The sequence below is a fragment of the Pseudomonas sp. DWP2-2 genome (genome assembly GCF_049897065.1).
Classification (GTDB): domain Bacteria; phylum Pseudomonadota; class Gammaproteobacteria; order Pseudomonadales; family Pseudomonadaceae; genus Aquipseudomonas; species Aquipseudomonas paracarnis.
The window spans coordinates 554,833-579,607 of record NZ_JAFCVN010000002.1 but is presented as its reverse complement, the minus strand read 5'-3'; the positions used below and the strand labels follow the sequence as shown (position 1 = coordinate 579,607).

Sequence of the window (24,775 nt, the reverse complement as noted above, 5' to 3'; positions counted from 1 at the left end):
GCAAAGGAGCAACTGTGACCCTGATTTACGGCCACCGCGGTGCCAAAGGCGAAGCACCGGAAAATACCCTGACCAGTTTTCAGGAATGTCTCAAACACGGCGTACGTCGTTGCGAACTGGACTTGCACCTGTCCATGGACGGCGAGTTGATGGTCATCCACGACCCGACCCTCAAGCGCACCACCGACCGGCGCGGCAAGGTCGTCGAGTACTCGGCGGCTGATCTGGTGAAAATGGACGCGCGCAAAGGCGGCCCAGGCTGGGTAAGCCCCTGCCCGATTCCACGCCTGGAGGAGTTGTTCGAACAGTGCGACTTCGATCACTGGCAACTGGAAGTCAAAAGCGCCTCGCGTACCCGTGCCGCCACCACTGTGCTGGCGATTCGCGAAATGGCTGTGCGCTTTGGCTTGATGGACAAGGTCACGGTCACGTCAAGCTCGCGGGAAGTGCTCAAGGCCGCCGTGGAACTCACCCCGGACCTGTCACGCGGGCTGGTCGCCGAATATGCCTGGCTCGACCCGCTGAAGGTCGCGCAGAACTACGGCTGTGAGTATTTGGCATTGAACTGGACGCTGTGCACCCCCGAGCGGCTGGAAAAAGCCCAGCGCCAGGGCTTGCATGTGTCCGTGTGGACAGTCAACGAACCTGCGCTGATGCGCAGGCTCGCCGACTTCGGCGTAGATAGCCTGATTACAGACTTTCCCGGTTTGGCCACTGCCACCCTCGAGAATTACTGAAATCGGTCTCCCCGGCCGGCTCAGGCCACCGGCCGGAGCCGCTCAAAAAAGCCGGTTGAGGCCGTCGTAGGCCGCTACCCGATAGGCTTCGGCCATGGTCGGGTAGTTGAAGGTGGTGTTGACGAAATACTTGAGGGTATTTTGCTCACCTGGCTGGTTCATGATCGCCTGGCCGATGTGCACGATCTCCGAGGCCTGGTAGCCGAAGCAATGCACGCCGAGTACTTCCAGGGTTTCGCGGTGGAACAGGATTTTCAGCATGCCTTGCGGCTCACCGGCAATCTGCGCACGCGCCATGCTCTTGAAGAACGCCTTGCCCACTTCGTAAGGCACCTTGGCCTTGGTCAGTTCGTGCTCGTTCTTGCCGATCGAGCTGATCTCGGGAATCGTGTAGATCCCGGTCGGCACGTCGTTCACGTAGCGCCAGCTGCCATTGTCGACAATGCTGCCAGCGGCCGAGCGGCCCTGGTCATGGGCGGCACTGGCCAGGCTTGGCCAGCCGATCACGTCACCGGCGCCGTAGATGTTCGGCACGCAGGTGCGGTAGTTCTCATCCACTTCGATCTGGCCACGGCTGTTGACCTTGACCCCGATGTTTTCCATGCCCAGCTTGTCGGTGTTGCCGGTACGGCCGTTGCACCACAGCAAGGCGTCGGCCTTGATCTTCTTGCCGGACTTGAGGTGCAGGATCACCCCATTGTCCAGGCCTTCGACCCGCTCGTACTCTTCGTTGTGGCGCACGGTGATGTTGTTGTTGCTGAAGTGGTAGCTCAACGCCTGGGAGATTTCCGAGTCGAGGAAGCTGAGCAACTGGTCGCGGTTGTCCACCAGCTCGACCAGTACACCCAGGCCACTGAAGATCGAGGCGTATTCACAGCCGATCACGCCGGCGCCGTAGATGATCAGTTTGCGCGGGGTATGGCCCAGGCTCAGGATGGTATCGCTATCGTAGATACGCGGGTGGTGGAAATCGATGTCCGCCGGGCGATACGGGCGCGAACCGGTGGCGATGATGATGTGCTTGGCCACCAGTTTCTCGACCACGCCATTGGCGCAGACCACTTCGACGGTTTGCTCATCGGCAAAACTGCCGGTGCCGAAGAACAGGTCGACGCGGTTACGGGCGTAGTAGCCGGTACGCGAGGCGACTTGCTTGGAGATGACTTTTTCAGCGCTTTTCAGTACGTCCGGGAACGAGAACCAGCGCGGCTCACCAATGGCCCGGAACATCGGGTTGGTATTGAACTGCATGATCTGCCGTACCGAGTGACGCAACGCCTTGGACGGGATGGTACCCAGGTGGGTGCAGTTACCGCCGACCTGGCGACGGCTATCAACCATCGCCACCTTGCGCCCTGCTTTGGCAGCGTTCATCGCCGCACCTTCTCCAGCTGGGCCGGAACCCAGTACCACCACGTCGTAGTTGTAGACAGCCATGCGTACTCCTCAGAACAGGCCAGGCGTACGATTGGACGCCGGGCTAAATCATGCCGCGGCCAGCGAGCATGAAGGACAATTTGGCTCAAGTGTGTGAACCGGGGCACAGTCTATAGAAGGCCGAGCGCCGCGAACATTAACCCTTGGTCGCGTCGTAGGCCAGTGTTGCCATACTACAGGACGCACATCAGCGCCGAATTCAGGATGAGCCATTATGCGACAACTATTTTTCTGTTTGATGCTGATGGTGTCGCTCACGGCGCACGCCAACGACGCACAGCGGCTCAAGCAGGCAAGCTTCCCCGCACAGGTCGAGGGGCTGGCCCTGAAAAACCAGGCGGTGTTCAACTATCTCTGGGCGGAGGTGTATGCCGCCGCGCTGTATGCACCCGCTGACCTGCCGGCAAAGCAGGCCTGGGACCAGCAGAAGGCTGTGCGCCTGGCGCTGTATTACTTTCGCGACATTGACCGCGATGATGTGATCAAGGCGGCCACCGTCACCTTGGAGCGCCAGCAAGCCAATGCCGGGTTGAACCCAGAGATAGCCAAGCTGCACGCGCGCTTTCGGGATATTCGCAGCGGTGATCGCTACGCCCTGGATTTTCGTCCGGGGCGCGGGTTGAATCTGGAGATTAATGGGCAGGTGGTGTTCAGCAGCCCGGACGCTGAATTAGCGAAGGCCTACCTGGGTATCTGGCTGGCGCCCAAAGGGCTGTCGGACAGTTTGCGCAACACGCTATTCAAGTGATGGCGGCGTGGACGGTTCCATCGTCATCGCAGGCAAGCCAGCTCCCACAGGTAAATGCAGTTCAACTGTGGGAGCTGGCTTGCCTGCGATAAGGCCCTCCCAGACACCACAAAACCCACGGCCATAAAAAAGCCCCGAACCAGTCGGGGCTTCTTCATTCAGCGCAAAGGCTTAGCGCGGAAACGCAGGCGGGTTGACCCCAGCCATGTCTTCCATCACGCGAACCACTTGGCAGCTGTAGCCGAACTCGTTGTCGTACCACACGTACAGCACAACACGGTTGTCCTGGGTGATGGTCGCTTCCGCGTCCACCACACCAGCATGGCGCGAGCCAACGAAGTCGGTGGAGACCACTTCCTGGGAATTGACGAAGTCGATCTGCTTATGCAGGTCGGAGTGCAGCGCCATGTAGCGCAGGTACTCGTTCATCTCTTCGCGGGTGGCGGCTTTCTCAAGGTTGAGGTTGAGAATGGCCATCGAAACGTTCGGCGTCGGTACGCGGATCGCGTTACCGGTCAGCTTGCCGGCCAGCTCAGGCAGAGCCTTGGCAGCGGCAGTGGCAGCACCGGTCTCGGTGATCACCATGTTCAACGCGGCGCTACGGCCACGGCGATCGCCTTTGTGGAAGTTGTCGATCAGGTTCTGGTCGTTGGTGTACGAGTGAACGGTTTCAACGTGGCCGTTAACGATGCCGAACTTGTCATTCACAGCCTTGAGCACCGGCACGATGGCGTTGGTGGTGCAGGAAGCGGCGGACACGATCTTGTCGTCAGCGGTGATTTCAGCGTGGTTGATGCCGTGCACGATGTTCTTGAGCTTGCCCTTGCCAGGCGCGGTCAGCACAACGCGGTCGACACCCGGGCAAGCCAGGTGCTGGCCCAGGCCCTCGGCATCACGCCATACGCCAGTGTTGTCCACCAGCAAGGCGTTCTGGATGCCGTACTGGGTGTAATCCACCTCAGTCGGGTTCTTCGCGTAGATCACCTGGATCAGGTTACCGTTGGCGGTGATGGTGTTGTTTTCTTCGTCAATGGTGATGGTGCCATTGAACGAGCCGTGTACCGAATCGCGACGCAGCAGGCTGGCGCGCTTGGTCAGGTCGTTCTCGGCGCCTTTGCGCACCACGATGGCACGCAGGCGCAGGCCGTCGCCGCCACCGGTTTTCTCGATCAGGATGCGCGCCAGCAGGCGGCCGATACGGCCAAAGCCGTACAACACCACATCGGTGCCTTTGCGGGCGGCAGCGTTTTGCTGGCCAACCACATCGGCCATTTCTTCACGTACGAACTGCTCGGCAGTGCGGCCGGCACCTTCTTTACGGAATTTGTAGGCCAACTTGCCCAGGTCTACCGAAGCCGCGCCGAGCTTGAGCTCGCTCATGGCTTTGAGCAGTGGGAATGTTTCGTGGACGGAGAGTTCGCTGTCGTCGGCGGAGCGATGGCGTGCAAAGCGGTGCGCTTTGAGAATCGCGATGACAGACTGGTTGATCAGGCTGCGGCCATAGATCGAGCTCACCACATTGTTATTGCGGTACAGCTGACCGATAAGCGGAATCATCGCTTCAGCGAGTGCTTCACGGTCGATCCATTCACCAAGACACTGGTCGGGCTTCTGAGTCACGGGAACCTTCCACATGTAGGGGCAGAAAAAAGGGGCTACATTATGTCGCCCGACTGAGCGTTGAGCAATGCGCGAAGGGCAACAAAAAGCCCTTGCAAAAAAATACCACCGCGCTACAGCCCAGGAAACACGCGGGTTCCAGAAGGCCACTAGTTTGGCGAGCAGGCCGACTTATCCGTAACTCTCCTAAACATTCGCGCTTTTTGGCACTACATATTGAGTCAAAACCCGCCATTGTTTGTCTTAGCCACTACATTTCCTGCAAACCGTAATAGGCACAGTCAGCAACTGACAGGCGGCACCTGGGGCCGTTACAATTACCGACTTTGTCGCAACGCTTGGAGCTCAACCTTCCGTGCCCGTTCTGCGTCTACCGTTACTCCCTGCCGCGGCAGGTAAACAGCACTGGGGCAACCTGCCCGGTGCCGCCCTGAGCCTGGCCATAGCCGAGGCTGCCAGCGCAGCCAAGCGCTTTACCCTGCTGCTCACCGCCGACAGCCAAAGTGCCGAACGGTTGGAGCAGGAGCTGAGCTTCTTCGCCCCGGATTTGCCGGTGCTGCATTTTCCCGACTGGGAAACCCTGCCCTACGACCTGTTCTCGCCGCACCAGGACATCATCTCCCAGCGCATCGCCAGCCTGTACCGCTTGCCCGAACTGGCCCACGGCGTGCTGGTGGTGCCGATCACCACCGCCCTGCACCGCCTGGCACCGACCAAGTTCCTGCTCGGCAGCAGCCTGGTGCTGGACGTGGGCCAGAAGCTCGACGTCGAGCAGATGCGCACGCGCCTGGAAGCCAGCGGCTACCGCTGCGTCGACACGGTGTACGAGCACGGTGAGTTCGCGGTGCGCGGCGCTTTGATCGACCTGTTCCCGATGGGCAGCAAGTTGCCGTACCGCATCGACCTGTTCGATGACGAGATCGAGACGCTGCGCACCTTCGATCCGGAGAACCAGCGTTCCATCGACAAGGTCGACTCGATCAAGCTGCTGCCGGCGCGGGAATTCCCGTTGCAAAAAGACGCGGTAACACGCTTCAAGGCGCGCTTTCGTGAGCGCTTCGATGTCGACTTCCGTCGCTGCCCGATCTTCCAGGACTTGAGCAGCGGGATTACACCTGCCGGTATCGAGTACTACCTGCCGTTGTTCTTCGACGAAACCTCCACCCTCTTCGACTACCTGCCGCAGGACACCCAGGTGTTCTCCCTGCCGGGTATCGAACAGGCGGCGGAAAACTTCTGGAACGATGTGCGCAACCGCTACGAAGAACGCCGCGTCGATCCATCACGGCCTTTACTGCCGCCCGCTGAACTGTTCCTGCCAGTTGAAGACTGCTTCGCGCGCCTGAAAAACTGGCCGCGTGTGGTCGCCAGCCAGCAGGACGTGGACGCCGGCAGCGGCCGCGAGCGTTTCCCGGCGAGCGCGTTGCCCGATCTGGCGATCCAGGCCAAAGCCACGCAACCGCTGGAGGCGCTGTCTAACTTCCTCGGTGACTTCCCGGGCCGCGTGCTGTTTACCGCCGAATCCGCCGGGCGTCGCGAAGTGCTGCTGGAGCTGTTGGAACGCCTGAAGCTGCGGCCGAAAACCGTTGACAGCTGGCCTGACTTTGTCGCCAGCAAAGAGCGCCTGGCGATCACCATCGCGCCGCTGGACGAAGGGCTGCGGCTGGATGACCCGTCGCTGGCCTTGATCGCCGAAAGCCCGCTGTTCGGCCAGCGCGTGATGCAGCGCCGACGCCGGGAAAAACGCGCCGATGCCAACAACGACGCGGTGATCAAGAACCTCACCGAGCTGCGCGAAGGCGCGCCGGTGGTGCATATCGACCATGGCGTGGGCCGCTACCTGGGCTTGCAGACCCTGGAGATCGACAACCAGGCCGCCGAATTCCTCACCATGGAATACGCCGAGGGCGCCAAGCTCTACGTGCCGGTGGCCAACCTGCACCTGATCGCCCGCTACACCGGCAGCGACGACGCCTTGGCGCCGTTGCACCGACTGGGCTCGGAGACCTGGCAGAAAGCCAAACGCAAGGCCGCCGAACAGGTGCGCGACGTGGCCGCCGAACTGCTCGACATCTATGCCCGCCGTGCTGCCCGCGAAGGCTACGCGTTCGCCGACCCGAAAGCCGACTACGCCACTTTCAGCGCCGGCTTCGCCTTCGAAGAAACCCCGGACCAGCAAACCACCATCGAAGCGGTGCGCGCCGACATGCTCGCGCCCAAGCCGATGGATCGCCTGGTGTGTGGCGACGTGGGCTTCGGCAAGACCGAAGTGGCCATGCGTGCAGCCTTTATTGCGGTGCACGGCGGTCGCCAGGTGGCAATCCTGGTGCCAACCACCCTGCTCGCCCAGCAGCACTACAACAGCTTCCGCGACCGCTTTGCCGACTGGCCGGTGACCGTGGAGGTGATGAGCCGCTTCAAGTCCGCCAAGGAAGTGAATGCCGCCGTCGCCGATCTGGCCGAGGGCAAGATCGACATCGTCATCGGTACTCACAAGCTGCTGTCGGACGATGTGAAGATCAAGAACCTGGGCCTGGTGATCATCGACGAAGAACACCGCTTTGGTGTGCGCCAGAAAGAACAGCTCAAGGCCCTGCGCAGTGAAGTCGACATCCTCACCCTCACCGCCACGCCAATTCCGCGCACGCTGAACATGGCGGTGTCGGGTATGCGCGACCTGTCGATCATCGCCACGCCTCCGGCGCGTCGCCTGTCGGTGCGCACCTTCGTGATGGAGCAGAACAAGAGCACGGTCAAGGAAGCCCTGCTGCGCGAACTGCTGCGCGGCGGCCAGGTGTATTACCTGCACAACGATGTGAAAACCATCGAGAAATGCGCCGCCGACCTCGCCGAACTGGTACCTGAGGCCCGTATCGCCATCGGCCACGGGCAGATGCGCGAGCGCGAACTCGAACAGGTGATGAGCGACTTCTACCACAAGCGCTTCAACGTGCTGATCGCCTCGACCATCATTGAGACCGGCATCGACGTGCCGAGCGCCAACACGATCATCATCGAGCGTGCCGACAAGTTCGGCCTGGCGCAGCTGCACCAATTGCGCGGTCGCGTCGGGCGCAGTCACCACCAGGCCTATGCCTACCTGCTCACACCGCCGCGCCAGCAGATCACTTCCGATGCGGAAAAACGCCTGGAAGCGATCGCCAATACCCAGGACCTCGGTGCCGGCTTTGTATTGGCCACCAATGACCTGGAAATCCGGGGTGCCGGTGAATTGCTCGGCGACGGCCAGAGCGGGCAGATCCAGGCGGTGGGTTTCACGCTGTATATGGAGATGCTCGAACGCGCGGTAAAAGCCATCCGCAAAGGCGAACAACCTAACCTCGACCAACCCTTGGGCGGCGGCCCGGAGATCAACCTGCGCTTGCCGGCGTTGATTCCCGAAGACTACCTGCCGGATGTGCATGCACGGTTGATCCTGTACAAGCGCATTGCCTCGGCGGCCGACGAAGAAGGCCTCAAGGACTTGCAGGTAGAGATGATCGACCGTTTCGGCCTGCTGCCTGAACCGACCAAGAACCTGGTGCGCCTGACCCTGCTCAAGTTGCAGGCCGAGCAGTTGGGCATCAAGAAAGTCGACGCAGGGCCGCAAGGCGGGCGTATCGAATTCGAAGCGCAGACGCCGGTCGACCCGTTGGTGCTGATCAAGCTGATCCAGGGCCAGCCCAACCGCTACAAGTTCGAAGGGGCTACGCTGTTCAAGTTCATGGTGCCGATGGAACGCGCCGAAGAACGCTTCAACACTTTGGAGGCGCTGTTTGAACGCCTCATTCCGAAATCCGTTTAAGGACGCCCCCATGCGCGTGTTCCGCATTTTGAGCCTGTTGTTGGTGGTACTCGCACCTTCGGCCTTTGCCGACAGCCTGTATCAGGTGGAAATGATCCTGGTGCGCCAGAATGCAGAGCCGGTGATCAGTAGCCGCGCCGCGCCGGAAAACTGGGATGCCGGAGCGCCGCGCCTGGGTGAGCGGATGAGCCCGCCGCGCCTGGGCAATATCGTCGACAAGCTGCGCGCCGACGCCAACTACACGGTATTGGCCCACAAGGCCTGGGAACAGAACCTTGGCGAGCAAGCGGTGAAGGTGGCGATCACCGACGGCCAGGAGCAATTCGGCCAGTTCCCTATCGAAGGGGTGTTGAGCCTACAACTGGGGCGCTTTACCGATATCGACGCGGACTTCTGGATCAACCAGTTCGATGGCAACGGCAGCGTGATCGCCAGCGAACACTTGAGCCAGAAAGACGTGCGCACCAAGAACAACCAGCTCAACTACCTGGACGGCGGCCACCTGGCGCTGCTGATCAAGATCACCTCGCTGACCGCCAAGCCACCCAGCGCACCACCGCCCGACCTTCAGGACTGATTGCGCGCCATGCCCCTGACGTCGTCGTTGACCAAACCCCTGGCCCCTTCGTGGGCCAATCGCTTCAAAGAGCAAAGCCTCGAGCGCGGGCGACGCTACGCCCTGGAGAACCGCGTGCGCATCGTCGAGTGCGGCGACAGCACCATCACCGCCAGTTGCGAAGGCTCGGGCGGCAATGTTTACCGCCAGACCATCTCACTGCGCGAATCGGCCAAGGGCCTGCTGATCCTGGTGGACAGCCGCTGCACGTGCCCGGTGCACACCAACTGCAAACACATCGCGGCGGTGCTGCTCAAGGTTCAGGAAACCCTGGCCTACCCGGCAGCGGCCCAGGATGCGCAACTGCTGGAAAAACTCCAGGCCGTGCTCGATAACCGCGTTGTCCTGCCGCAGGTGGTGATGGACGACGTGCAACCGGTGCCACGCCTGTGGCTGGCCAGCGTGGAATTCAGCGCGTTCGAGCCGCGCAACGGCAAGATGCAGCGCTATATCCAGCACCGTGCAGCGTTGTCGTTCAACTACCTGGGCAACTATGTCAGCGGGCAAAAAAATGCTGACATTATTGTGCGCCAGGAGACGCAGAGCCTGCGGATCAAGCGCCATCCCGAGCAAGAACAGGCCTATCGCGAACACCTGCGCCTGCTTGGCTTCAAGATCGCCACGCGCCAGAGCAAGGCCCTGCCGGAAAGCGCCGGCGAGCTCTTCGAAATGGTCAATGACAGTGCCTGGCTGAACTTCACCCTCAATGTGTCGCCCACTTTGCGTGCCGAGGGCTGGGAGCTGCAGATCGATGAAGACTTCGGCTTTGACCTCAGCCCCGTCGATGACTGGTATGCCACGGTCGATGAAGGGCCGGAACGCGATTGGTTTGACCTGGAGCTGGGCATCATCGTCAACGGCGAACGCTTGAGCCTGCTGCCGATCCTGCTGAACCTGATGCGCTCCCACACCGAGATCCTCAACCCGGAGAAACTGGCGCGGCGCCGCGATGAAGAGCTGATCCTAGTGAACATCCCCGGCCTGCCCAACGGCCACGGCCCGCTGCAAGTGGCGCTGCCCTACGGCCGCTTGAAGCCGGTGCTGGCGACCCTCGGCGAGTTTTACCTGCAGGAAGCCGGCACCACCGCGCTGCGCCTGGCCAAGGCCGACGCCATACGCCTCAACCCGCTGGAAGACCTGCCACTGCAATGGGAAGGCGGCGAGAAGATCCGCAACTTCGCCCAGCGTCTGCGCGATATCAAGGATTTCACCTGCGTGGCGCCCGAAGGTCTGAATGCGACCTTGCGCCCCTACCAGCTGGAAGGTCTGAGCTGGATGCAGTCGCTGCGCCAACTGGAGGTGGGTGGGATACTCGCGGATGACATGGGCCTGGGCAAAACCTTGCAGACCCTGGCGCACATCCTCACCGAAAAAAACGCAGGGCGCCTTGATCGGCCGTGCATGGTCGTGATGCCTACCAGCCTGATTCCGAATTGGCTCGATGAGGCGGCGCACTTCACCCCGCAGCTGAGAGTGCAGGCACTTTATGGCGCAGGACGTAAGAAACATTTCGCCAACCTGAATGACTACGACCTGTTGCTGACCACCTACGCCCTGCTGCCCAAGGACATTGAACAGCTCGCCGCCCTGCCCTTGCACGTCTTGATCCTCGATGAAGCGCAGTACATCAAGAACCCGTCCAGCAAGGCGGCCCAGGCCGCACGCGAGCTGAATGCCCGCCAGCGCCTGTGCCTGAGCGGCACGCCTTTGGAAAACCACTTGGGCGAACTGTGGTCGCTGTTCCACTTCCTGTTGCCGGGTTGGCTGGGCGACGTGAAGAGCTTCAACCGTGATTACCGCGTGCCGATTGAAAAACGTGCCAGCGAGGTGCGATTGCAGCACCTAAACGGTCGGATCAAACCCTTCCTGCTACGCCGCACCAAGGAACAAGTGGCAACCGAACTGCCACCCAAGACCGAAATCATCCACTGGGTCGACCTCAACGAGGCCCAGCGCGACGTGTACGAAACCATGCGCCTGGCCATGGATAAAAAGGTCCGCGACGAGATCACCCGCAAGGGCGTGGCTCGCAGCCAGATCATCATCCTCGAAGCCCTGCTCAAACTGCGCCAGGTATGCTGTGACCTGCGCCTTGTCAACGACGCCACCCTGCCCGCGCGTGGCAGCAGCTCGGGCAAGCTCGACAGCCTGATGGACATGCTCGACGAGCTGTTTGCCGAAGGCCGCCGGATCCTGCTGTTCTCACAGTTCACCTCGATGCTGAGCCTGATCGAGGCCGAACTGAAAAAGCGCGGCATTGCCTATGCCCTGCTGACCGGCCAGACCCGGGATCGACGTACACCAGTGAAAGACTTCCAGAGCGGCAAGCTGCAAATCTTTTTGATCAGCCTGAAGGCCGGCGGCGTCGGCTTGAACCTGACCGAAGCCGACACGGTTATCCACTATGACCCCTGGTGGAACCCGGCCACGGAAAACCAGGCCACCGACCGTGCGTACCGCATCGGGCAGGAAAAGCCGGTGTTCGTGTACAAGATGATTGCCCGGGGCACAGTGGAGGAGAAAATCCAGCATTTGCAGAAGGAGAAGTCCGATCTGGCTGCGGGCGTGCTGGATGGGCGAACCACGGGGGATTGGCAGTTGGGCAATGACGAGATTGAAGCGTTGTTTGCGCCGTTGCCCAACAAGCAAGAGAAGCGCTGACTGTTAGGCCGCCTTCGCGAGCAAGCCAGCTCCCACACCTGAATGTATTCACAAATCAAAATGTGGGAGCTGGCTTGCCTGCGATGGCCGCGCTTCGGTTTTCAGTCGATCAACTGCGCATCACGCAACGCAATAAGCGCTGTCAGCCAACGCGGGTCCTGCTTATAGTCCGTCGAGGCAACCGCCTGCCCACGCATACGCGCAATCCGCGCCGATGGCGTGACCTTCATCCGCTGTGCTGCACTGAGCGCCAGCTCGGCCGCCGCACGGTCATTGCACACCAAGCCCATGTCACAACCGGCGGTCAGCGCCGCTTCGATACGACTGGCCGCATCGCCGACCACATGGGCCCCGGCCATGGACAGGTCATCGCTGAAGATCACCCCGTCGAACTGCAACTCACCGCGCAGGATGTCCTGCAACCAGCGACGCGAAAAACCAGCAGGCTGGGCATCGACCTGCGGGTAGATGACGTGCGCCGGCATCACGGCGGCCAATTGCTTGCTCAGGCGTGCGAAAGGCACCAGGTCGTTGGCGCGAATCTGTTCCAGGCTGCGCTCGTCATTGGGAATGGCGACGTGGGAATCGGCCTCGGCCCAACCATGGCCAGGGAAGTGCTTGCCGGTGGCGGCCATGCCGGCGCTGTTCATGCCACGGATAAATGCGCCCGCGAGCACGGCAGCGCGCTCGGGGTCGCCTTCGAAAGCACGGGTACCGACCACGGCGCTGCGTTGGTAGTCGAGGTCCAGCACGGGGGCAAAACTCAGGTCCAGGCCCACCGCCAGCACCTCGGTGGCCATGATCCAGCCGCACTGCTCAGCCAGGTATTCAGCGTTGGGGTTATCCGCCAGCGCACGCATGGCCGGCAGGCGCACGAAGCCTTGGCGCAGACGCTGTACGCGGCCGCCTTCCTGATCCACAGCCAGCAGCAGGTCCGGGCGCACTGCGCGAATGGCTGCGCTCAATTCGCGAACCTGACGCGGGTGCTCGATATTGCGCGCAAAAATGATCAGGCCGCCCACTTCCGGTTGGCGCAACAGATGACGATCCTCGGCCGTGAGCCAGGTACCGGCGACGTCGACCATCAAAGAACCTTTCAGGGCAGCAGTCATAAACCTTCCTTAAATAACGCACACAACCCGTGGTCCCTGCCAGGCAGGGCAAGGACGACGGGTTGTGAATAAATAGCTGAAATCGGCATGGCGGCTAGCTTAGCGGATGCAAGCGACCGCGCCCACCCGCAGCGATCAAACCTTGGCGGCGACCGGTACGGTTTTACTGCGCGGGCGCAACTGGGCGGTGGCCATGGCCGGGTCGGTGACGCCGGTTTCGGCGCGCATGCCAGCGGCAAGGAACGGCACCATCAGGCGCATGACTTGCTCGATGGACGTGTTCACACCGAAATCGGTCTCGGCAATTGCCCGCAACGCCTTGATACCCGACATGCTGAAAGCTGCGGCACCGAGCATGAAATGCACACGCCAGAACAGTTCGATAGGCGGAATACGCGGCGCCGCTTCGTTGACCAGCAGCATATAGCGGCGGAACACCTTGCCGTACATGTCTTCCAGATAACGGCGCAAGTGGCCCTGGCTCTGGCTGAACGCCAGGCCAAGCAGGCGCATGAAGATCGATAAATCGTTGCCGCTACGGGGCTGCACGACCAACGCTTGCTCCACGAGGATTTCCAGCAGCTCTTCCAGGCTGGGCTTGTGATCGGCCTTGGCCTGGCGGCGTTCCAGCTCACGGTCGAGGCTTGCGCAGAACGGGCCCAGAAAGCGTGAGAACACCGCCTGGATCAGAGCCTTTTTCGAGCCGAAGTGGTAATTCACGGCGGCCAGGTTGACCCCAGCCTTGCTGGTGATCAGACGCAATGAAGTTTCAGCAAATCCTTTTTCCGCGAACAATTGCTCGGCAGCATCGAGAATGCGTTCAACGGTTTCCGACTGGGCCATGGCTACTCCGCCTGACAAACACTTGTTTGAAACATACGTTTCAGAGTGTGTCTTGTCAAGCCTGCGGGTCCGCTTTGCGGCTGGTCGGTCATCTGTTTCACCGCTATTTAATCATATCCTCGCAGCTCTGTAGGCAGCGCCGCTTCTGCTCTGTAGGACGGCTGACGGATGACCGTCCAGCGGAGCCGCCAAAAAGGATGATTGCCAAGCGCAGTTCACTGTATATAATCCCAGTCACTGTATAAAAAGACAGAGCGATCAACATGCTAAAACTGACGCCACGCCAAGCTGAGATTCTGGCTTTTATCAAGCGCTGCCTTGATGACAATGGTTACCCGCCTACCCGTGCGGAGATTGCCCTGGAATTGGGGTTCAAGTCCCCGAACGCCGCCGAGGAACACCTCAAGGCACTCGCTCGCAAAGGTGCGATCGAGATGACCCCCGGTGCTTCGCGGGGTATTCGCATCCCTGGCTTCGAAGCTAAGGCAGACGAGTCGACATTGCCGATCATCGGTCGCGTCGCCGCAGGTGCGCCGATCCTGGCGCAGCAGCACGTCGAGGAATCCTGCAACATCAACCCGACCTTCTTCCATCCGCGTGCCGACTACCTGTTGCGTGTGCACGGCATGAGCATGAAGGACGTGGGCATCTTCGACGGCGACCTGCTGGCCGTGCATACCACCCGCGAAGCCCGCAATGGCCAGATCGTCGTTGCCCGTATCGGCGACGAGGTCACGGTCAAACGCTTCAAGCGCGAAGGCAGCAAGGTCTGGCTCCTGGCCGAAAACCCTGAGTTTGCCCCGATCGAAGTCAACCTGAAAGACCAGGACCTGGTGATCGAAGGCTTGAGTGTCGGCGTCATTCGCCGTTAAAGGAGGCATCATGCAGCTCGTGCACACCCCACAACACACACAACTGTCGCTGTTCGAGGCCTTCATGGCCCAGCCCCTTGCGCCAATCCTCAAGGAAACGGTCGAAGCCCCCTGGGGCGGCGAACCTGAGGCGTTCAGTGAATTGTCGTTGCGCGGTGCGGCTGAGAGCTGCCTGAACCTGCTGGCACCTATCCTGCGCGAATTGAGCGAAGATCAGGACGCCCGCTGGCTGACATTGATCGCCCCGCCCGCCAGCCTCACCCAGGCCTGGCTGCGGGACGCCGGGCTCAACCGCGAGCGCATCCTGTTGCTGCAACCACGCGGCGCACAAAGCGCCCAGCAACTAACCTGCGAAGCCTTGCGCCTGGGCCGTAGCCATACGGTGGTGAGCTGGTTGAACCCACTGAATGCCAGCGCCAAGCAGCAACTTATCAGCGCTGCGCGCACGGGTGATGCACAGAGTTTGAATATTCGATTGGGGTAATGATGGGCGCGCCACAGAAGCAGCCTTCACGAAGGACTCAGTGAAGAACGCGCGGCCCTTCTTCTTTCTCCGGCTCGCCTTCGGCAAGGCGACCTGCCATCTGCACACCCACGCTCAACATGGCTTTAGCCACTTCGACGTGCTGGCCTTGCAGGAAGACTTTGGCGTCTTCGGAGAAATCCAGAATAACCAGAGAACCCTCGTCCTCCGCCCGGCGCAGTTCGATTCGGCCGTCAGGCAGTTCAACAATTTCCAGAAAGGACGTTGGCATAAAAGTCTGTTCTCCACGAAAGGCCTGGGATTATATCAGTCATCCACCCAGCCTCGCAGGAGATATGGACAGGTTTGTTGACGGCTTGATGAATGGTGCCCTGGCAAAACGCTAATCAATGTGGGAGCTGGCTTGCCTGCGATGGCGGTGGGTCAGTTATCTCAGGGCTTTTCTGACTCGCCTCTATCTCAGCATGGGCATCACAGAACTTTGCAAGCTGTAGCAGCCAACGGTAACCACGATGCGAAGCGAGCCGCTCTTGATCTTGATCTGCTTGTGATCTTGATCTGGCTTTAGACGCCCCGTTAAACCACGCTGGCCGTACGCAGGCTTGAATTCGTGGGTAACCCGGCAGGACGCCGGGTTAGCCGCCCCGCGCCATGGATGGCGCGTGGCGGCGGCCCACGGATTCAAGGCTGTGTTCGGGCACACCGAGCCTAAGCGAGGTGCCGAGTGGTGGGGCAAGAGCGCTTTGGTTACTTTCGCGCTTTTCGAAAGTGACCCCACGTCAGGCGGAACCCTAAGTGGCCGTTACCGCAGGAATGGATATGTACTCGGTATAACAGGGTCGCCTGTCAGGCCGCCATCGCAGGCAAGCCAGCTCCCACATTTGGATCCTAGGGCGTCAGGTAGATAAGCGTCGGCCGTCCGGCCGTCGCGGGAGCAAGCTCCATCGCCACAGGTTCAGCGTCGCTGCGCAGCCAGCCCCCTCATTTACTCCTTCAACACTCGTTGAGCCCTTCACGAAAGCGCAGCGCCATCTTCTTCAACTCCTGGCGCCAGCCTTCCAACTCTTCGCGGCTCAAAGGCTTGGGCTCATCCTGTTCCAAGGCCACGGCGACGATCAGCGGCTGGGTGACATCCCCCTTGGGCACATGGGGAATACGCGGCGGCTGAAACATATCCGCATGTGCTTTGAGCAGCCGCGCCACCCAACTGTCGGGGCTCTGGGCCATTTCCACCAGTTCGGCCAACTCGGGGATCGCCATGGCGTCCAGCACTTCACGATTCATGATCATTTCTGCACGCGGCGCACCGGCCTGGGGTAGGCGGTAGAACCCGGCGATTTCATGGCACAGCCCCAGCAAGGCACCGTACAGGTGGAACAACGCCGCTTCGCGCCCCGCCTGTACCAGCGCGATGGCGTTCATCTCTTTCCCTTCCTCGGCACGGCCAAGGGCCTCCAGGGATAAACCCGCGAAGTAAATTTTCTGATTGGTACGGGTATAGAGTTCGTTGGCCATGACGGCAATCTCCACAACGAATAGGCGTGATGCTGACTGCGTAGGAGCGAGCTTGCTGTGGCGAGGGAGCTTGCTCCCGCTCGACTGCGTAGCAGTCGCCAGCTATTGGGGGCGCTTCGCACCCCAGCGCAAGCAAGCTTGCTCGCCACAACAAACTCAATCCTACAGTAAGCAAAAGCCGTCTATACAGACGGCTTTTGGCGTTAACAGACTAGCGGATCAAGCGCCCTGGCGCTTGTCCTCGACCTTCCACTTGCCGCCGTCGTAGAACGCTTTCCAGCCAGTAGGCTTGCCGTCCACTTCGGTCTGCACGTACTGCTCCTTGGTCTTGCGGCTGTAGCGGATCACGGCTGGACGACCATCCGGGTCCTTCTTCGGCGCTTCACACAGGAAGTGGTACTTCGGATCGATCTCGTCCTTGTGCGGCACGATCTCCATCACCAGTGGCGCACGGGTCTCGCGGTTTTTCGGGAACTGGCTCGCAGCCAGGAACAGCCCCGAAGCGCCGTCACGCAGGATGTAGGTGTCGTTGACCTTCTCGCACTTGAGCTCGGGCATTTTCACCGGGTCCATCTTCGGCGGCGCCGCGTCACCGCTTTTCAGCAGTTTGCGGGTGTTCTTGCAGGTTGGGTTGGTGCACCCGAAGAACTTGCCGAAACGGCCAGTCTTGAGCTGCATCTCGCTGCCGCACTTGTCGCATTCCAGGCTCGGGCCTTCATAGCCCTTGATGCGATAGGTGCCCTCTTCGATCTCGTAGCCGTTGCAATCAGGGTTGTTACCACAGATGTGCAGCTTGTGCTTCTCGTCCAGCAGGTAGGCGTCCATCGCCGTGCTGCAGATCGGGCAGCGATGCTTGCCACGCAGCACCAGCGACTCGGACTCACCCTCGTCGTCAGCCGCGATTTCATCGCCCGGTACCAGGTTGACGGTCGCCTTGCAGCGCTCTTTGGGCGGCAGGCTGTAGCCCGAGCAACCGAGGAACACGCCGGTGGAGGCGGTACGAATCTGCATCGGTCGACCGCAGGTAGTGCACGGAATATCCGTCATCACCGGCTGGTTGGCGCGCATCCCGTTCTCGGGGTTCTCAGCCACTTCGAGCTTTTTCTTGAAGTCGCCGTAGAACTCGTCCAGCACGTTTTTCCAGTCGCGTTCGCCCTGGGCCACGTCATCGAGGTTCTCTTCCATGCCGGCAGTGAAGCCGTAGTCCATCAGGTTGGAGAAGCTCTCCGACAGACGCTCGGTCACGATGTCACCCATCTTTTCCGAATAGAAACGACGGTTGTGCAACGCAACGTAGCCACGGTCCTGGATGGTGGAAATGATCGCCGCGTAGGTCGACGGACGACCGATACCGCGCTTCTCCATCTCTTTCACCAGGCTGGCTTCGGAATAACGCGCCGGTGGCTTGGTGAAGTGCTGGGACGGGTCGAGCTTGATCAGCTTCAGCGTGTCGCCCTGGGCCATGTCCGGCAGCACATCATCATCGCCAGGCTTGGCGATCTGCGGCATCACACGGGTGTAGCCGTCGAACTTGAGGATACGGCCCTTGGCACGCAACTCGAAATCGCCCGCGCCCACGCTGACGGTAGTAGACAGGTATTGCGCCGGCAGCATCTGGCAGGCCAGGAACTGGCGCCAGATCAGCTCGTAGAGGCGCTCAGCGTCGCGCTCCATGCCGCTCAGCTTGGCAGGCGTGGTGTTGGCGTCAGAAGGACGAATCGCTTCGTGAGCCTCTTGTGCGCCTTCCTTGCTGCTGTAGACGTTCGGCTTCTCCGGCAGGTAGGTCTTGCCGAACTCGCTTTCAATATAGGTACGCGCCATCGCCACCGCGTCTTGCGAGAGGTTGGTGGAGTCCGTACGCATATAGGTGATGTAGCCAGCCTCATACAGACGCTGGGCCATCATCATGGTCTTCTTCACCCCGAAGCCCAGGCGGTTGCTCGCGGCCTGTTGCAGGGTGGAGGTGATGAACGGCGCCGACGGCTTGCTGCTGGTCGGTTTGTCTTCACGCTTGACGATGCTGTAGCTGGAAGCCTTGAGCTTCTCCAGCGCGGCCATGGCCTGGGCTTCGTTCAGCGGTTTGAAGGCCTCGCCTTTCTCACGGGCCACTTCAAAGCGCACATTGGCGCCCTTGGCAGTGCCGAGGTCGGCGTGGACTTCCCAGTATTCTTCAGGAATGAACGCACGGATCTCGCGCTCACGTTCCACCACCAGCTTCACCGCAACCGATTGCACACGGCCGGCGGACAGACCACGAGCGATCTTCGCCCACAGCAGTGGCGAGACCATGTAGCCGACGACGCGGTCGAGGAAGCGACGGGCCTGCTGGGCGTTGACACGGTCGATGTCCAGCTCGCCCGGCTTGGAGAAGGCTTCCTGAATGGCTTTCTTGGTGATTTCGTTGAACACCACGCGCTTGTAGCGGCTGTCATCACCGCCGATGGCTTCGCGCAGGTGCCAGGCAATGGCTTCCCCTTCGCGGTCCAAGTCCGTCGCGAGATAGATGGTGTCAGCATCTTTGGCGAGCCGGCGCAGCTCTTCGATGACCTTTTCCTTGCCCGGAAGGATTTCGTACTTGGCCTTCCAGCCATGGTCCGGGTCCACACCCATGCGCGAAACCAGTTGCTTGCGCGCTTTTTCTTTAGGCGTGAGTACCGGACCTTCGCCCGCGGCGGCCTTGCCGCGCTTGGCGGCAGGCTCCTTGCTGGCGCTAGCCGAACCGCTGGTGGGCAGGTCTCGGATATGGCCGATACTCGACTTCACCACGTACTCGTTGCCCAAGTACTTGTTGATGGTCTTGGCCTTAGCCGGGGATTCCACAATGACCAGCGATTTGCCCATGGATCGGAAAATTCCTGAATTCGAGAAGTGAAAGGCAGTTGGCGCCTGACGCGGCAACGCTATATATAGTGGCAACCGGATGAGGTCAAGCGCAGCATTCTGCGCGACCTGCCGTTATTGCCCTGTAAAAAGACTGGGTTCGGCCGTGACCAAAGCAAAGCGCGGGACCTGCTCGCCGTCAACTTCGACGGTCTCCAGGAACATGCTCAAAGGGCGCACCCAAAAGCCGTATTCGCCATACAGCGCTTGGTAAAACACCACTTCTTCTTCGGTTTCAGAGTGGCGCGCCACGCTGAAAACACGGTACTGCGGCCCCTTGTAATGCTGGTAGAGCCCTGGTTCGACTTTCATGCTCTGGCCCTCATGCAAAATTTGTTGAAAAAAAATATTTAAAAGTTCCAAAAAACAAAAACCGGGGCACTGGGCCCCGGCTTCCGTCAACCGAACGTTTAGACGCGTTCGAAGACGGTAGAGATGCCTTGGCCGAGACCAATGCACATGGTTGCAACCCCAAGGTTGCCGCCATTTTGCTTCATCACGTTAAGCAAAGTGCCAGAGATACGCGCACCGGAGCAACCGAATGGGTGGCCCAGGGCAATCGCACCGCCGTGCAGGTTAACCTTCTCGTTCATCTTGTCGAGTACTTTCAAATCTTTCAGCACTGGCAGGGCCTGTGCGGCGAAAGCTTCGTTGAGCTCGAAGAAGTCGATATCGGAGATGGAAAGGCCTGCGCGCTTCAAGGCTTTTTGTGTGGCCGGTACTGGACCATAGCCCATGATCGCCGGATCCACACCCGCCACTGCCATCGAACGAATCACCGCCAGCGGCTGGATACCCAGGTCCTGGGCACGCTGTGCCGACATCACGATCATGCACGAAGCACCATCGGTGATTTGCGAGGAAGTACCGGCTGTCACGGTGCCGCCCTTTGGATTGAAGGCTGGCTTGAGGGCCGCCAGGCTTTCCAGGGTAGTGTCCGGACGAATGGTTTCGTCGTAGTCGAACAGTTTCAGGAAGCCATTCTCGTCGTAGCCGTTCATCGGGATGATTTCATCCTTGAACTTGCCTTCCACAGTCGCCTTGTGGGCGAGCTGGTGGGAGCGCAGGCCGAAGGCGTCCTGGGCTTCACGGGTGATGCCGTGCATTTTGCCGAGCATTTCCGCGGTAAGGCCCATCATGCCCGAGGCTTTCGCCGCGTAGAGGGACATGTGCGGGTTAGGATCGACGCCGTGCATCATGCTGACGTGGCCCATGTGCTCCACGCCGCCGACCACGAATACATCGCCGTTGCCGGTCATGATCGCTTGCGCAGCGGTGTGCAGCGCGCTCATCGACGAACCACACAGACGGCTGACGGTCTGGCCGGCCGCGGTGTGCGGGATCTGGGTCATCAACGACGCCATGCGCGCGATGTTCCAGCCCTGCTCCAGGGTCTGGTTGACGCAGCCCCAGATCACGTCCTCGACTTCGTTCGGGTCGACCTTGGTGTTGCGCTCCAGCACTTTGCTGATCAGGTGCGCCGACATGTCTTCGGCGCGGGTGTTGCGGTGCATGCCGCCCTTGGAGCGGCCCATCGGCGTACGACCGAAGTCGACGATCACGACGTCTCTTGGATTCAAGCTCATAAATATTCTCGCTCTAGTCGTCTGGGCACTTAACCGAAGAAGCTCTGGCCATTCTTGGCCATTTCACGCAGCTTCGCGGTCGGGTGGTACAGCGGGCCCAGATCAGCGTACTGATCAGCCAGGGCAACGAACTGGGCCACACCGATGGAGTCGATGTAACGCAGCGCACCACCACGGAATGGAGGGAAACCAATGCCGTACACCAGGCCCATATCGGCTTCGGCGGCGGTTTCGACGATGCCGTCTTCCAGGCAACGCACGGTTTCCAGGCACAGGGCGATCATCATCCAGTTGATGATGTCCTCGTCGGACACCTCACGCTGTTCGTAGATGACCGGAGCGAGTACTTCGTGCACCGACGGGTCGGCCACTTTCTTCTGCTTGCCCTTCTTGTCGGTCTCGTAGGCGTAGAAGCCCTTGCCGTTCTTCTGGCCCAGGCGCTTGGCTTCGTAGAGTGCATCGACAGCCGAACGACGGTCGTCTTTCATGCGGTCCGGGAAGCCTTCAGCCATGACGTCGCGACCGTGGTGGCCGGTGTCGATGCCGACCACGTCCATCAGGTACGCCGGGCCCATGGGCCAGCCGAATTTTTCCATGACCTTGTCGATGCGCACGAAGTCCACACCGGCGCTGACCAACTTGGCGAAACCGCCGAAGTACGGGAACAGCACGCGGTTGACCAAAAAGCCCGGGCAGTCATTGACCACGATCGGGTTCTTGCCCATTTTCTTGGCGTAGGCAACGGTGGTGGCAACGGCCAGCTCGCTGGACTTCTCGCCACGGATCACTTCCACCAGCGGCATCATGTGCACCGGGTTGAAGAAGTGCATGCCGACGAAGTTTTCCGGACGCTTGAGGGCCTTGGCCAGCAGCGAGATGGAAATGGTCGAGGTGTTGGAGGCCAGGATGGTGTCATCTTTGACCTGGGCTTCCACTTCAGCCAGTACGGCTTGCTTGACCTTCGGGTTTTCGACAACCGCTTCGACCACCAGGTCGACGTGGCCGAAATCGCCGTAGGACAGCGTAGGGCGAATGCCGTTAAGCACTTCAGCCATTTTTGCAGCGGTCATGCGACCTTTATCAACGCGGCCCACCAGCAGCTTGGCGGCTTCGGCCAGGCCCTGCTCGATACCGTGTTCGTTGATGTCTTTCATCAGGATCGGCGTGCCTTTGGACGCCGACTGATAGGCGATACCGCCGCCCATGATACCGGCGCCGAGTACGGCGGCCTGTTTCACGTCCTTGGCGATTTCGTCGTAGGCCTTGGCCTTTTTCTTCAGTTCCTGATCGTTCAGGAACAGGCCGATCAGGCTCTGGGCCGCCGAGGTTTTCGCCAGTTTGACGAAGCCTGCCGCTTCCACTTCCAGGGCTTTGTCGCGACCGAAGTTCGCGGCCTTCTGGATGGTCTTGATCGCTTCCACCGGCGCCGGGTAGTTCGGGCCGGCCTGGCCGGCCACGAAACCTTTGGCGGTTTCGAACGACATCATCTGTTCGATGGCGTTGAGCTTGAGTTTTTCCAGCTTCGGCTGACGCTTGGCCTTGTAGTCAAATTCGCCGCTGATGGCGCCCTTGATCAGGTTCAGCGCGGCTTCGGCCAATTTGTCCGGGGCAACCACAGCGTCGACAGCACCGACTTTCAGTGCATCTTCAGCTTTGTTTTCCTTGCCGGCGGCGATCCATTCGATCGCGTTGTCGGCACCGATCAGGCGCGGCAGGCGCACGGTACCGCCAAAGCCTGGGTAGATGCCCAGCTTGACTTCCGGCAGGCCGATCTTGGCCGTCGCAGACATCACGCGGAAGTCTGCCGCCAAGCACATTTCCAGGCCGCCGCCCAACGCGATGCCATTGATGGCAGCAACGGTCGGCACGTTGAGGTCTTCGAAATCGCTGAAGATCTTGTTGGCTTCGAGGTTGCCAGCCACCAGCTCGGCATCGGGCAGCTTGAAGTTGTCGACGAATTCGGTGATGTCAGCGCCGACGATAAACACGTCCTTTCCGCTGGAGACGATCACGCCCTTGACCGAAGCATCTGCTTTGATGGTGTCTACGGCCTGACGCAGTTCGTTCAGGGTTAGACGGTTGAACTTGTTGACGGACTCACCCTTGAGGTCGAATTTGAGTTCGACGATGCCACTTTCAAGAGCCTTAACCGTGATGGCTTTACCTTCGTAAATCATCAACTGATCTCCACGATATGGAAGCTGAACAGTACACACTGGACGCTGGTCTCTGGTTTGACATTGACAGTTGAATCAATGCTCACGCCAATCCGCCAGGCACACCCGCCAGTGCGATAGTCGGGTTTTGTATGAGTCGTCTGACAGGCAAACGCTCAATTCATACGCCCGTTTGATTTGGGTACGCCACCTTCATCCAATTCCGAGCAATTGTCAATCGCTCCAAAGGCTAGGAAAAACGCGACTTTCCGGTCATTTCAGAACCCGGCCCACAGGCTGGCCACCCGCCAATATTCAAATATTCACAGGATCAATAATAGAAAAGGTGTGGGAAAAAGCTGTACAGAACGCAATACACGGCTAGGCTAGCGGCAACCTACAGATTTACCGGCCTGCCTGGCCAGCTCCAGCCCGATGATGATGTCGGGCTTTTTATTGGCCGGGCTTTTCTGTAGGAGCGAGCTTGCTCGCGAAAACCTGGAGAGCGCCGCGTATAGCCTGATCATCCGCGTTATCGTTGGCGATTTTCGCGAGCAAGCTCGCTCCTACAGGTGTGGGTCAGGCCAGGGCCTTGAGCAGCGCATCGATGTCTTTCAGCACACTTGCTTCGCCCTTTTCGCCCCAATACAGGGCAATCATTTGTTTGTCGGCCTCGACCTTGTAGACGTTTGCCGGCAGCGTTGCAAAATGCGGCAACAACTTCTCATCCACACAGGGTTCACGCCACTGATTGACCCACAGCCCGGGCTCCAGCTGCCAGTAGCTCCAGGTTGCGGGCGCGTTGCCGCGTCGTGGCCGGCAATACTGCGCGCACGGGCTCGGCGGCTCCTGTTTGAGCCAGTGCGGCCACTCCTGGGGCGCCAACTGCATGGCCAGCCCGATGCGGCGTGCCTCCATGCGCAGGGCCATGCGCCCACTCTGCTGGCGCGAAGGGCGCAGCCATACCAGGGGGCTTAAAACCACCGCAAGGATTGACACCACTATCCAGACCGTCATATGTGTACTCCCGAATTTCTAGATGAGCGGATTTGATCTGCGGCAACCCCATCCGCTTGAAAGCAGCCATACTGAACTTATTGCAGCCCCCTGGAGGAACGCCTCATGCCCTACGAACATATTCTGGTCGCTGTCGACCTGACCGAAGAGTGCGATCCAGTGATCAAGCGCGCACAGGAATCCGCGATTGCCAATGGCGCCAAACTGTCGTTGGTACACATCGTCGAGCCCATGGCTATGGCCTTTGGTGGTGACGTGCCAATGGACCTTTCCCAACTGCAGCAGCAACAGTTCGACCAGGCCAAGGAGCGCCTTGACCGCTTGATTCTCAAGTATCCCAAGGTCAGCAAGGAAAATTCCCATCTTACCTACGGCCAACCGCGCCAGGAAATCCACCACTTGGCCAAAGAACAGGGTTGTGACCTGATCGTAGTGGGTAGTCATGGGCGACACGGTTTGGCACTGCTGCTGGGCTCGACCGCCAATGATGTATTGCACGGCGCACCGTGCGATGTACTGGCCGTCAAACTGGTAAAGAGTTCGTAAGACCGATGAAGGTCTAATGTGGGAGCTGGCTTGCCTGCGATAGCGGTGTATCAGCCACCCGATGCATCAACTGACAGACTGCTATCGCAGGCAAGCCAGCTCCCACAGTTGAATCGCATTTCATATTAAAAAGCCCGGCG

General features: G+C 60.1%; 19 protein-coding genes. 8 read left to right on the top strand and 11 right to left on the bottom strand.

The genetic code is table 11. The annotated features are described in order from the left end of the window. The first annotated feature begins 14 nt into the window (after positions 1 to 14). The gene (locus ACP7CZ_RS06695) at positions 15 to 737 is read left to right on the top strand and encodes a glycerophosphodiester phosphodiesterase (protein WP_014717518.1); all 723 of its coding nucleotides are present in this window, start codon (positions 15 to 17) and stop codon (positions 735 to 737) included. 42 nt (positions 738 to 779) lie between these two features. Here ACP7CZ_RS06695 and sthA read toward each other — a convergent pair whose 3' ends face one another. Further along, positions 780 to 2,174, bottom strand: coding sequence for a Si-specific NAD(P)(+) transhydrogenase (gene sthA, locus ACP7CZ_RS06690; protein ID WP_003189670.1), 1,395 nt, complete (start codon positions 2,172 to 2,174; stop codon positions 780 to 782). 214 nt (positions 2,175 to 2,388) lie between these two features. On the opposite strand from sthA, the gene ACP7CZ_RS06685 reads away from it, so the two are divergent. Beyond that, positions 2,389 to 2,922 (top strand): chalcone isomerase family protein, encoded by a 534-nt coding sequence (locus ACP7CZ_RS06685; protein WP_054899070.1) that lies wholly within the window; start codon positions 2,389 to 2,391, stop codon positions 2,920 to 2,922. 171 nt (positions 2,923 to 3,093) lie between these two features. Here the strand turns inward: ACP7CZ_RS06685 and ACP7CZ_RS06680 are convergent, their stop codons facing one another. Beyond that, on the bottom strand, positions 3,094 to 4,557 hold the full coding sequence (locus ACP7CZ_RS06680; protein WP_032873405.1) for a glyceraldehyde-3-phosphate dehydrogenase: 1,464 nt from the start codon (positions 4,555 to 4,557) through the stop codon (positions 3,094 to 3,096). A 340-nt stretch (positions 4,558 to 4,897) separates the two neighbouring features. Between ACP7CZ_RS06680 and mfd the strand changes: the two genes are divergently transcribed. From mfd to ACP7CZ_RS06665, 3 genes are read left to right on the top strand one after another with little or no spacing between them, the layout of a single operon-like run. Then, complete coding sequence (gene mfd / locus ACP7CZ_RS06675; protein WP_054919946.1) at positions 4,898 to 8,347, top strand: transcription-repair coupling factor; 3,450 nt, start codon at positions 4,898 to 4,900, stop codon at positions 8,345 to 8,347. Between the two features lie 10 nt (positions 8,348 to 8,357). Next, positions 8,358 to 8,924, top strand: a complete 567-nt coding sequence (locus ACP7CZ_RS06670; RefSeq protein WP_072446777.1) for a CsiV family protein — start codon at positions 8,358 to 8,360, stop codon at positions 8,922 to 8,924. 9 nt (positions 8,925 to 8,933) lie between these two features. Further along, positions 8,934 to 11,624, top strand: coding sequence for a DEAD/DEAH box helicase (locus tag ACP7CZ_RS06665; protein ID WP_034135100.1), 2,691 nt, complete (start codon positions 8,934 to 8,936; stop codon positions 11,622 to 11,624). A gap of 101 nt (positions 11,625 to 11,725) precedes the next feature. Here ACP7CZ_RS06665 and nagZ read toward each other — a convergent pair whose 3' ends face one another. Together nagZ and ACP7CZ_RS06655 are read right to left on the bottom strand one after the other, a co-directional pair. Further along, entirely contained in the window at positions 11,726 to 12,736 is a 1,011-nt protein-coding gene (nagZ, locus tag ACP7CZ_RS06660) for a beta-N-acetylhexosaminidase (protein ID WP_070415481.1), read from the bottom strand. Positions 12,737 to 12,871: 135 nt separating this feature from the next. Beyond that, the gene (locus tag ACP7CZ_RS06655; protein WP_034126647.1) at positions 12,872 to 13,579 is read right to left on the bottom strand and encodes a TetR/AcrR family transcriptional regulator; all 708 of its coding nucleotides are present in this window, start codon (positions 13,577 to 13,579) and stop codon (positions 12,872 to 12,874) included. A gap of 263 nt (positions 13,580 to 13,842) precedes the next feature. Between ACP7CZ_RS06655 and lexA the strand changes: the two genes are divergently transcribed. Next, positions 13,843 to 14,451 carry a transcriptional repressor LexA gene (gene lexA / locus ACP7CZ_RS06650; RefSeq protein WP_003172575.1) on the top strand — a complete coding sequence of 203 codons (609 nt, stop codon included), beginning with the start codon at positions 13,843 to 13,845 and terminating at the stop codon, positions 14,449 to 14,451. A 10-nt stretch (positions 14,452 to 14,461) separates the two neighbouring features. Next, positions 14,462 to 14,935, top strand: a complete 474-nt coding sequence (gene sulA / locus ACP7CZ_RS06645) for an SOS-induced cell division inhibitor SulA (protein WP_005786162.1) — start codon at positions 14,462 to 14,464, stop codon at positions 14,933 to 14,935. Between the two features lie 37 nt (positions 14,936 to 14,972). Here the strand turns inward: sulA and ACP7CZ_RS06640 are convergent, their stop codons facing one another. From ACP7CZ_RS06640 to ACP7CZ_RS06610, 7 genes are all read right to left on the bottom strand, one after another. Then, a complete protein-coding gene (locus tag ACP7CZ_RS06640) occupies positions 14,973 to 15,206 on the bottom strand; it encodes a hypothetical protein (protein ID WP_003189656.1) in 234 nt (77 codons plus the stop codon). Positions 15,207 to 15,928: 722 nt separating this feature from the next. Further along, complete coding sequence (locus ACP7CZ_RS06635) at positions 15,929 to 16,450, bottom strand: DUF6586 family protein (protein WP_054898792.1); 522 nt, start codon at positions 16,448 to 16,450, stop codon at positions 15,929 to 15,931. 219 nt (positions 16,451 to 16,669) lie between these two features. Continuing rightward, a complete protein-coding gene (gene topA, locus ACP7CZ_RS06630; protein ID WP_003189652.1) occupies positions 16,670 to 19,291 on the bottom strand; it encodes a type I DNA topoisomerase in 2,622 nt (873 codons plus the stop codon). A gap of 114 nt (positions 19,292 to 19,405) precedes the next feature. Next, the gene (locus ACP7CZ_RS06625; RefSeq protein ID WP_003189651.1) at positions 19,406 to 19,642 is read right to left on the bottom strand and encodes a DUF1653 domain-containing protein; all 237 of its coding nucleotides are present in this window, start codon (positions 19,640 to 19,642) and stop codon (positions 19,406 to 19,408) included. Positions 19,643 to 19,740: 98 nt separating this feature from the next. Beyond that, positions 19,741 to 20,916, bottom strand: coding sequence for an acetyl-CoA C-acyltransferase FadA (gene fadA / locus ACP7CZ_RS06620; RefSeq protein WP_003189650.1), 1,176 nt, complete (start codon positions 20,914 to 20,916; stop codon positions 19,741 to 19,743). A 29-nt stretch (positions 20,917 to 20,945) separates the two neighbouring features. After that, on the bottom strand, positions 20,946 to 23,093 hold the full coding sequence (gene fadB / locus ACP7CZ_RS06615) for a fatty acid oxidation complex subunit alpha FadB (protein WP_003189649.1): 2,148 nt from the start codon (positions 23,091 to 23,093) through the stop codon (positions 20,946 to 20,948). A gap of 558 nt (positions 23,094 to 23,651) precedes the next feature. Further along, on the bottom strand, positions 23,652 to 24,089 hold the full coding sequence (locus ACP7CZ_RS06610; protein WP_034126644.1) for a hypothetical protein: 438 nt from the start codon (positions 24,087 to 24,089) through the stop codon (positions 23,652 to 23,654). A gap of 105 nt (positions 24,090 to 24,194) precedes the next feature. Here ACP7CZ_RS06610 and ACP7CZ_RS06605 point away from each other — a divergent pair, with 105 nt between their 5' ends. After that, entirely contained in the window at positions 24,195 to 24,635 is a 441-nt protein-coding gene (locus tag ACP7CZ_RS06605) for a universal stress protein (RefSeq protein ID WP_034126643.1), read from the top strand. Positions 24,636 to 24,775 lie beyond the last annotated feature (140 nt).